The 8,361-nt window shown below is 70.8% G+C and carries 7 protein-coding genes; 6 read left to right on the top strand and 1 reads right to left on the bottom strand.

The genetic code is table 11. The annotated features are described in order from the left end of the window. The 5 genes from EBH09_RS14295 to EBH09_RS14275 form a co-directional block, all read left to right on the top strand. Nucleotides 1-835: SIS domain-containing protein (locus EBH09_RS14295; RefSeq protein WP_121747406.1), on the top strand; the 835-nt coding region annotated here is incomplete at its 5' end. Between the two features lie 105 nt (nucleotides 836-940). Next, entirely contained in the window at nucleotides 941-2,092 is a 1,152-nt protein-coding gene (manA, locus tag EBH09_RS14290) for a mannose-6-phosphate isomerase, class I (RefSeq protein ID WP_121747405.1), read from the top strand. Nucleotides 2,093-2,263: 171 nt separating this feature from the next. After that, the gene (locus EBH09_RS14285) at nucleotides 2,264-3,244 is read left to right on the top strand and encodes a cation diffusion facilitator family transporter (protein WP_121747404.1); all 981 of its coding nucleotides are present in this window, start codon (nucleotides 2,264-2,266) and stop codon (nucleotides 3,242-3,244) included. A gap of 341 nt (nucleotides 3,245-3,585) precedes the next feature. Next, nucleotides 3,586-5,043 carry an adenosylhomocysteinase gene (gene ahcY / locus EBH09_RS14280; protein WP_121747403.1) on the top strand — a complete coding sequence of 486 codons (1,458 nt, stop codon included), beginning with the start codon at nucleotides 3,586-3,588 and terminating at the stop codon, nucleotides 5,041-5,043. Between the two features lie 162 nt (nucleotides 5,044-5,205). Beyond that, the gene (locus EBH09_RS14275; protein WP_121747402.1) at nucleotides 5,206-5,820 is read left to right on the top strand and encodes a hypothetical protein; all 615 of its coding nucleotides are present in this window, start codon (nucleotides 5,206-5,208) and stop codon (nucleotides 5,818-5,820) included. A gap of 47 nt (nucleotides 5,821-5,867) precedes the next feature. Here the strand turns inward: EBH09_RS14275 and EBH09_RS14270 are convergent, their stop codons facing one another. Then, the gene (locus EBH09_RS14270; protein ID WP_121747401.1) at nucleotides 5,868-6,830 is read right to left on the bottom strand and encodes an RDD family protein; all 963 of its coding nucleotides are present in this window, start codon (nucleotides 6,828-6,830) and stop codon (nucleotides 5,868-5,870) included. Between the two features lie 126 nt (nucleotides 6,831-6,956). Here EBH09_RS14270 and EBH09_RS14265 point away from each other — a divergent pair, with 126 nt between their 5' ends. Next, on the top strand, nucleotides 6,957-7,964 hold the full coding sequence (locus EBH09_RS14265; protein ID WP_121747400.1) for a stage II sporulation protein M: 1,008 nt from the start codon (nucleotides 6,957-6,959) through the stop codon (nucleotides 7,962-7,964). The last annotated feature ends 397 nt before the right edge of the window (nucleotides 7,965-8,361 follow it).

Here is an 8,361-nt window from a genome sequence, read left to right as displayed (position 1 = left end):
CTGGGAACTGCCCGGCTGGGCCGGCTCCGTGGACCTCCTGCTGATCGCCACCCCCGACGGCACCGAACCGGGCCTCGCCCTGCTCGCCGAACAGGCCTACCGCCGGGGCTGCACAGTCGTCGCCGTGGCGCCCGACCGTTCCCCGCTCAGCGAGTCGGTGAACGCCTCCCACGGCCTGTTCATCCCGATGGCGACCGCCCCCTACGACCACGAGGAACCCCTCGCCGGTGCTGCCCCCGGCGTCCTGTGGGCGCTGCTCACCCCGCTCCTCGCGCTGCTCGACCGCACCGCCCTGCTCGACGCGCCGCCCGAGGCCATCGAGAAGGTCGCCGACCGCCTCGACCGCATCGCCGAACGCTGCGGGCCGGCCATCGTGACCTACAGCAACCCGGCCAAGACCCTGGCTTCCGAGCTGGCCGACTCCCTGCCGGTCGTCTGGACCGAGGGCACCTCGGCCGGCCCGGCGGGCCGCCGCTTCGCCGCCGCGCTCGCCGAACTGTCCGGCACCCCGGCCGTCGTCGCGGAACTGCCCGAGGCGCTCGCCGCGCACAGCGCCCTGCTCGCCGGTCGACTCGCCGCCGGAGCCGACCCCGACGACTTCTTCCGTGACCGCGTCGAGGAGGCACCCGCCCTGCACGCGCGCGTGGTGCTCCTCCGCGACCGCCCCAGCGGCGGCCTCACCGCCGCCCCGGGCGCCCGTGACCTGGCCCTCGGCCACGACACGCCGATCAGCGAGCTGGAGCCCGAAGCGGGCGGCGAACTGGAGACCCTCGCGGAACTGATCGCCATCACGGATTTCGCCGCCGTTTACCTGGCGCTCGCCTCGGGCGCCTGATCTCGTACGCACCATCTCGTACGCACCATCTCGTACGTACCGGCGCCACACACCGGCGCCACGTACCAGGAAACGCACCGCGCACGCACCCGGCAGAGAGAGCCCATGGACCGCCTCGACAACACCGTCCGCCCCTACGCCTGGGGTTCCACCACCGCGATCCCGGCGCTGCTCGGGACCGAGCCGACCGGTGAACCGCAGGCGGAGATGTGGATGGGCGCCCACCCCGGCGCACCCTCCCGCACCGGCCGGGGCACCCTCGCCGAAGTCGTCGACGCCGACCCCGAGAAGGAACTCGGCGCGGCCTCCGCGGCCAAGTTCGGCCCCCGGCTGCCCTTCCTCCTCAAACTCCTCGCCGCCGGCGCCCCGCTCTCCCTCCAGGTCCATCCCGACCTCACCCAGGCCAGGCGGGGCTACGAGGACGAGGAGCGCCGGAGCGTCCCCCTGGACGCCCCGTACCGCAACTACAAGGACGCCAACCACAAGCCCGAACTGATCTGCGCCCTCACCGAGTTCGACGGCCTGTGCGGCTTCCGCGCCCCCGCCGGGACGGCCGACCTCCTCGACGGCCTCGGCGTCGCCTCCCTCAAGCCCTACGTCGACCTGCTGCGCGCGCACCCCGAGGACGCCGCCCTGCGCGAGGTCCTCACCGCGATCCTCACCGCCGACCCCGAGGAGATGTCCCGCACGGTCACCGAGACCGCGGCCGCCTGCGACCGCCTCGGCGGCGCCTACGCGCCCTACGCCGACATCGCCCACCACTACCCGGGCGACCCCGGCGTCCTCGCCGCCATGCTCCTCAACCACGTCCGGCTCCAGCCGGGCGAGGCCCTGTTCCTCGGCGCCGGCATCCCGCACGCCTACCTCGACGGCCTCGGCGTCGAGATCATGGCCAACTCCGACAACGTCCTGCGCTGCGGGCTGACCCCCAAGCACGTCGACGTCCCCGAACTCCTGCGCATCGTCCGCTTCGAGGCCGGCGACCCCGGCATCCTCCGCCCGGAGGCGTCCCCCGACGGCGAAGAGGTCTACGACACCCCGATCGACGAGTTCCGCCTGTCCCGGTACGTCCTCCCCGAGGGCTCCGGCGTCCACGACCTCACCCTGCCCACCCCGCAGATCCTGCTCTGCACGGCCGGCACCGTACGGGCGGGCCAGCACGAACTGGCCCCCGGGCGGTCAGTCTTCGTCCCGGCGGACGAAACGGCCGAAGTCTCCGGGAGCGGCACGGTCTTCCGGGCCACCGTGCGTCTCTGACGTGGCCTGAACCCGTCTGACGCGAACACGACGGGAGCGCGGCACGCCGAAGTCGGCGAGGGCTGCAACAATGGCGCACCGCGAAGGAGGGGCAGAGCCGGCGACCGGCCGAGCCCTCACCGGCGTACGGACGCAGACGAAGCAGATGCAGGCGAAGGGACAACGCGACACATGAGCGCGTCAGGCGGAACCAAGGCGATCGTGGCGGCACTGGTCGCCAACCTCTCGATCGCGGTAGCGAAATTCGTGGCGTTCCTCTTCAGCGGATCGTCCTCGATGCTCGCGGAGTCCGTGCACTCCCTCGCCGACTCCGGCAACCAGGGACTGCTGCTCCTCGGCGGCAAGCGCGCCCAGCGTGCGGCCACCCCCCAACACCCGTTCGGCTACGGCCGCGAGCGCTACATCTACGCCTTCCTCGTCTCCATCGTGCTCTTCTCGGTCGGCGGCATGTTCGCGCTCTACGAGGGCTACGAGAAGATCAAGCACCCGCACGAGATCGAGCACTGGTACTGGCCGGTGGGCGTCCTGGTCTTCGCCATCATCGCCGAGACCTTCTCCTTCCGGACCGCCATCAAGGAGTCCAACGTCCTGCGCGGGAAGAAGTCCTGGAAGGAGTTCGTCCGCCACGCCAAGGCCCCCGAGCTGCCGGTCGTCCTCCTGGAGGACCTCGGTGCCCTGGTCGGCCTCATCCTCGCCCTCGGCGGCGTCGGCATGGCCCTGCTCACCGGTGACGGCGTCTGGGACGGCATCGGCACCCTGTGCATCGGCGTACTGCTCATCGTGATCGCGCTGGTCCTGGCCGTCGAGACCAAGTCCCTGCTGCTCGGCGAGGCCGCGGGCACCGAGGCGGTCCAGCAGATCGAGGCCGCGATCGTCGCCGGTGACACGGTCACCGGCGTCATCCACATGCGCACGCTCCACCTCGGCCCGGAGGAGCTCCTCGTCGCCGCCAAGATCGCCGTCCGCCACGACGGCACGGCCACCGAGGTCGCCTCCGCCATCGACGCCGCTGAGGCCCGTATCCGCGAGGCCGTCCCGATCGCCCGCGTCATCTACCTGGAACCGGACATCTACAGCGAGTCCGAGGCGACCAAGGGCCCCGACCGCGAGGCGACCCCCGGCGGCCCGAGCACGCCGCCCGCCGCCCACTGACACCCGCGCCCGTCACACCCACGGGGCCCGCCGAACCACTCGGCGGGCCCCGTCGGCTTCCGCCCCCGGCCCATCCCGTAACGCTCCGTGAACGTCCGGAAGTGTTCGGAGGCGGACTGGGGACGGCGGGCGCCACCGGTGTAGCTTGGGACGGAGCCAGACGTCGCTGCTGATGGCGGTCGGGCGGTCCAGTACGGACCGGCCGAGGGAGAGAGGGCCTCCGACGGACTGCGCTGCGCGCACGCGGGCATGCCTGTGTCCTCTTCGGGGCACCCCTGTGTCCGCCGCCGCGCAGGTGTCAGCCGTACCCACCCTCGACCCAACCCGAGGAGCAGCTCGCAATGACGACTGTCGACAACCGACAGGACTTCAAGGTCGCCGACCTCTCCCTGGCCGCCTTCGGCCGCAAGGAGATCACCCTCGCCGAGCACGAGATGCCCGGCCTCATGGCGATCCGCAAGGAGTACGCCGAGGCGCAGCCCCTCGCCGGCGCCCGCGTCACCGGCTCCCTGCACATGACCGTGCAGACCGCCGTACTCATCGAGACCCTGGTCGCCCTGGGCGCCGAGGTCCGCTGGGCCTCCTGCAACATCTTCTCCACCCAGGACCACGCGGCCGCCGCCATCGCCGTCGGCCCGAACGGCACGCCCGACAACCCGCAGGGCATCCCCGTCTTCGCCTGGAAGGGCGAGACCCTCGAGGAGTACTGGTGGTGCACGGAGCAGGCGCTGACCTGGCCGAACACCCCCACCGGCGGCCCGAACATGATCCTGGACGACGGCGGTGACGCCACCCTCCTCGTCCACAAGGGCGTCGAGTACGAGAAGGACGGCAAGGTCCCTTCGGTCGACACGGCCGAGTCGGACGAGCACCGCGTCATCCTCGAACTCCTCACCCGCACGGTGAGCGAGAGCCCGCAGAAGTGGACCCAGCTGGCGTCCGAGATCCGCGGCGTGACCGAGGAGACGACGACCGGCGTCCACCGCCTGTACGAGATGCACCGCGACGGCACCCTCCTGTTCCCGGCGATCAACGTCAACGACGCGGTCACCAAGTCGAAGTTCGACAACAAGTACGGCTGCCGCCACTCCCTGATCGACGGCATCAACCGCGCCACGGACGTCCTCATCGGCGGCAAGACCGCCGTCGTGTGCGGTTACGGCGACGTGGGCAAGGGCTGCGCGGAGTCCCTGCGCGGCCAGGGCGCCCGAGTGATCATCACCGAGATCGACCCGATCTGCGCCCTCCAGGCGGCGATGGACGGCTACCAGGTCACCACGCTGGACGAGGTCGTCGACAAGGCCGACATCTTCGTCACCACGACCGGCAACAAGGACATCATCATGGCCTCGGACATGGCCAAGATGAAGCACCAGGCCATCGTCGGCAACATCGGCCACTTCGACAACGAGATCGACATGGCCGGCCTCGCCAGGACCCCCGGCATCGTCAAGGACGAGGTCAAGCCGCAGGTCCACACCTGGACCTACCCCGACGGCAAGGTCCTCATCGTCCTGTCCGAGGGCCGCCTGCTGAACCTGGGCAACGCCACCGGGCACCCGTCGTTCGTGATGTCCAACTCCTTCGCGGACCAGACCCTGGCCCAGATCGAGCTGTTCACCAAGCCCGACGAGTACCCGACCGACGTCTACGTGCTGCCCAAGCACCTGGACGAGAAGGTCGCCCGTCTCCACCTCGACTCCCTCGGCGTCAAGCTGACCACGCTCCGCCAGGAGCAGGCCGACTACATCGGCGTCAAGGTCGAGGGCCCGTACAAGGCGGACCACTACCGCTACTGAGCAAGCCCGCGTCGCAGCCGGCGGGGGAGCGTCCATGCACAGACGCGCCCCTCGGCCGACTGCCGGCTCCTCCGAGACAGGCCCCCGCACCCCCGTGCCGGGGGCCTGCCCCGTTGGCGCCTCAGCGGCCGGACCAGCAGCCCGTCACCACCCAGGACCACCATGCCCCGCGGCCGTTATTCGCTCCACGATCCGCACGACCACACTCCCCTCGCAGAAGAACACTTCCAGTGCGCCCCCGGCCCCTCCGGCTGGCGCTACGTCTCCCGGCTGACCACGCCCGCCGGAGACCACCACGGCTCCGTCGACCTCGCTCTCGACGAACTCGGCCGCCCCATCCGCCTCGAAATCCATGCCGCGAGCTGGCAGGTGCGAGGTGCGGCCGTCGACGGCGTCACCTGGGTCCGCACCGACCCCACCGGAGTCCACGCCACCGAAGGCAATGCGCGCGCCCACGCCTTCACCGGCACGTCCCCGGCCTTCCTCGTCGCCACCACCCGTCTCCTGCGCCTCACCCCCTCCGGATCGGCCACCCGCGTACGCCTCGTCGCCCTCACGGACCCGGTCCTCGCCCCGCGCACCGTGGACCAGTCCTGGGCCTTGCTCAAAAGAGAAGCACACGCCACTGACAACGGCCCGCTCACCGTGGAGGAGTACCAGGTCACAGCCCTGGACACGGGCGAGCAGCACGCCGTGCACATCGCCGGGGACGTCGTGCTCGCGGCCCCCGGCATCGAGCTGGAGGACCTGGAGTCACCGCCGTCCGTGTTCCCGTGAGCGGCATCGGGCGCAAGCGCCGGGACCGCCGGCGCAGCCCGTCCGGTCTACGCCGGCGGTACGAAACCGGTGCCGGTGCGGCCGTCCGGCGGCGTCTCCCGCGACGCCTCGGGCCGGGCTTCCCGCGCAGGCGCGGCCGGCGGCACCACGGGTCGCACCTCCGGCGTTCGGACCGGTGGCTGCACAGGCGGTGTCGCAGGGAAAGCCGGCACAGGCGGAGTCACGGGCGGCGCTTCCACCGCAGGCCCCCCAGCCGCGTACGGTCCCCCGAACGCCCTCCGGGCCTCCCGAGCCTGCCGCTCCTGCAGCACCGCCGCCAGATACGCGGCCGGCGGAACCTCCTGCGGCGCCGGAGCACCCGTACGAGCCGCCACATCGGCGGCGAGCCGTTCGGCCATGGCCCAGCCGACCCGGGGATCGAGCTGTCCCATCCGCGTCAGGTACTGACGGACGGCAAGCCACAGATCATCGGGGACCGCGGACAGATCGAGCCCCGAGAACCGCCCCGCCAGCCACGGCGGGGGTGGCGGCACGAAGCCCGCCGGCGAGACCGGAACCCGTTCCCGCACGACCAGAGTTCCCGCGAACACGTCCCCGAGCCGCCGCCCCCGCGCCGACACGAGCGAGGCGATACAGGCGACGACGCCGAACGTCATGAGGATCTCGATCACCCCGATCAAGCCCCGCACCAGTGAGTGCCGGAACCGGATCGGCCCCCCGTCGTCCCGCACCACCCGCAGACCGCACGCCATCTTCCCGAGCGACCGACCATGGCTGAGCGTCTCCACCGCGATGGGACCGCCCACCAGCACGAGGACGAAGGCCGCGATCGACAGCGCGGTCTGCGCCGCCATGTCCAGGGAGGCCGTGGAAGCCACCAGCGCGACGGTCACCGCCACATACACGGCCACGGCCACCGCCAGATCGAGCAGGACGGCCAGCGCCCTGCTGGGCAGCCTCGCGGGGCGCAGCTCCAACGCCACCGCCTCGCCCGTCACCAGCTCACTCACGCCTGCCGCCCTTCCCCTGACTGCCCCCGTCCCCGCCAGTCTGCCAAGCTGAGGACACACCGCGCCGCAGTACGACAAGCTGATCCACGACGAGCCGCCGACGATAGCCGAGGAGCAGGCACACCGATGGACCTCGACGTCTTCGTCTCCGCCCACCGCGCGGAGTGGGACCGCCTCGACGACCTGCTCCGGCGCCAGCGCCGACTGACCGGCGCCGAGACCGACGAACTCGTCACCCTCTACCAGCGCACGGCCACGCATCTCTCCCTGATCCAGTCCAGCGCCCCCGACCCCCAGCTGACCGGACGACTCAGCCAACTGGTGGCACGCGCGCGCAGTGCCGTGACAGGAACCCGCCGAGCCTCCTGGCGCGACGTCACCCGCTTCCTGACCCAACAGTTCCCGGCGGCCGTCTACCGGGCACGCCACTGGTGGGTTCCCACCGCACTCCTGTCGACGGCCGTCGCGGCGCTCCTGGGCTGGTGGATCGGCACCCATCCGGAAGTCCAGTCCACCATCGCGGCACCCAGCGAACTGCGGGAGCTCACCCGCCCCGGCGGCCAGTACGAGACGTACTACTCGAGCCACCCCGCGGCCTCCTTCGCCGCACAGGTCTGGACGAACAACGCCTGGGCCGCCGCGCTCTGTCTCATCCTGGGCGTCTTCCTGGGGCTGCCGGTCATCTGGATCCTGTTCCAGAACATGCTCAACCTGGGCGTCGGCTTCGGCCTGATGTCGTCCGCCGGCCGCCTCGACACCTTCCTCGGCCTCGTCCTGCCCCACGGCCTGCTCGAACTGACCGCGGTCTTCGTGGCCGCGGGTACCGGCCTGCGTCTCGGCTGGACCCTCATCGACCCCGGCCCGCGCACCCGGCGTGTCGCCCTCGCCGAGGAGGGCCGAGCCGCCATCGGCATGGCGATCGGCCTCGCCCTGGTCCTGTTCATCTCCGGTGCCATCGAAGGCTTCGTCACCCCGTCCGGCCTGCCCACGTGGGCCCGCATCACCATCGGAGTCGTCGCCGAGCTGGCCTTCCTCGCCTACGTCTATGTCCTGGGCGGACGGGCCGTCCGCGCCGGCGACACGGGCGACGTCGAAGCGACCGAGCGCAGCGCCACCGTGCCGACCGCCGCCTGATGTGCGTCCGCCCCCGGTGAGCTGCTAGTGTCCTCTTCGTTCCCGCAAGAGCCGTTGACACGGAGCGAGCGGGGAGGTAGATTCGAACAGTTGCCTGGAGATGGGTTCACCCCAGAAGGCAGCCGGTAGTATCTATTTGCTTCCTCCTGGATCATTGAATTCAGCGAAGCACTCTCCCGATGAATCGGAAATGAACGGCCGGTCAGACCGGCTCAGAACTTCTGATAAAGTCGGAACCGCCGGAAAGGGAAACGCGAAAGCGGGAACCGGAAAGGCACCGAGGAAATCGGATCGGAAAGATCTGGTAGAGTCGGAAACGCAAGACCGAAGGGAAGCGCCCGGAGGAAAGCCTGAGAGAGTCTCTCGGGTGAGTACAAAGGAAGCGTCCGTTCCTTGA

The sequence above is a fragment of the Streptomyces sp. E2N166 genome (assembly GCF_003671715.1).
Classification (GTDB): Bacteria; Actinomycetota; Actinomycetes; order Streptomycetales; family Streptomycetaceae; genus Streptomyces; species Streptomyces thinghirensis.
Note: the sequence above shows the minus strand (reverse complement) of the source record. Positions and strands in the feature narration are given on the sequence as shown.

Bases quoted from the DNA above. Each gene is read 5' to 3' on its own strand.
- EBH09_RS14265 (WP_121747400.1), top strand. From the start codon at position 6,957: ATGGACCTCGACGTCTTCGTCTCCGCCCACCGCGCGGAGTGGGACCGC.
- manA (WP_121747405.1), top strand. From the start codon at position 941: ATGGACCGCCTCGACAACACCGTCCGCCCCTACGCCTGGGGTTCCACC.
- EBH09_RS14285 (WP_121747404.1), top strand. From the start codon at position 2,264: ATGAGCGCGTCAGGCGGAACCAAGGCGATCGTGGCGGCACTGGTCGCC.
- EBH09_RS14275 (WP_121747402.1), top strand. From the start codon at position 5,206: ATGCCCCGCGGCCGTTATTCGCTCCACGATCCGCACGACCACACTCCC.
- ahcY (WP_121747403.1), top strand. From the start codon at position 3,586: ATGACGACTGTCGACAACCGACAGGACTTCAAGGTCGCCGACCTCTCC.